Genomic DNA, 977 nt, shown 5'->3' on the forward strand with positions numbered 1-977 from the left:
CAGCTGCGCGAACAGATGACGTGGTTCTGGATGAACCACTTCAGCGTGTACTCCGGCAAGGGCTCGGTGCGCTGGGTGCTGGCTGACTACGAGGACAAGGCGGTGCGCCCGCATGCGCTGGGCAAGTTCCGCGACCTGCTGATGGCGACCGTGACATCGCCCGCCATGCTGGAGTACCTGGACAACGCGCAGAGCGCGGTCAACCGCATCAACGAGAACTATGCGCGCGAGCTGATGGAGTTGCACACGCTGGGCGTGTCCGGCGGCCCGAGCGGCTCGCGCTATACCCAGCAGGATGTGCAGGAGCTGGCCCGCGTGCTGACCGGCCTGGGCATCAACGTCAGCGGCGAGCCGCCCAAGCTCGCGCCGCAAAAGCAGGCGCTTTACCGCGCGGGCGGGCTGTTCGAGTTCAACCCGAACCGGCACGACTTCGGGCCCAAGACCTTGCTTGGCCATCGTATCGAGCCGACCGGCTTCCACGAGGTAGAGCAGGCGGTGGACATTCTCAGCCGCGATCCGGCCACCGCGCGCTTCATTTCCTACAAGCTCGCCGCGCACTTCGTCGGCGATACGCCGCCGCCTTCGCTCGTCAATCGCATGGCAGGCACCTTCACGCAGACCGATGGCGATATCGCGGCGGTGCTGCGCACGCTGTTCCTGTCGCCTGAGCTGAACACCACGCTGGCCTCCGGCACGCGCAAGTTCAAGGACCCGATGCAGTTCGTGGCTTCGTCGCTGCGGTTGGCGTATGACGGCCGCACGGTGGCCAACCTGCGCCCCGCCATCGGCTGGCTTAACCAGCTTGGCGAGCCGCTCTATGGCCGCATCACGCCGGACGGTTTCCCGGCAGCGGAGAGCGCATGGGCCAGTTCGGGGCAAATGGTCAAGCGTTTCGAGATCGCGCGCGCCATTGGCTCGGGGCAGGCCGGGCTGTTCTCCAAGGATGATGGCAAGCCGGCCGAGCGCACCGGCTTTCC

1 protein-coding gene is annotated in these 977 nt (G+C 66.4%); it reads left to right on the top strand.

The window, feature by feature from the left end; translation table 11 throughout:
- Positions 1 to 977: DUF1800 domain-containing protein (locus AC1DS3_RS39035; protein WP_477129415.1), on the top strand; the 977-nt coding region annotated here is incomplete at both ends.

This window comes from Cupriavidus sp. 01L46, assembly GCF_056399905.1.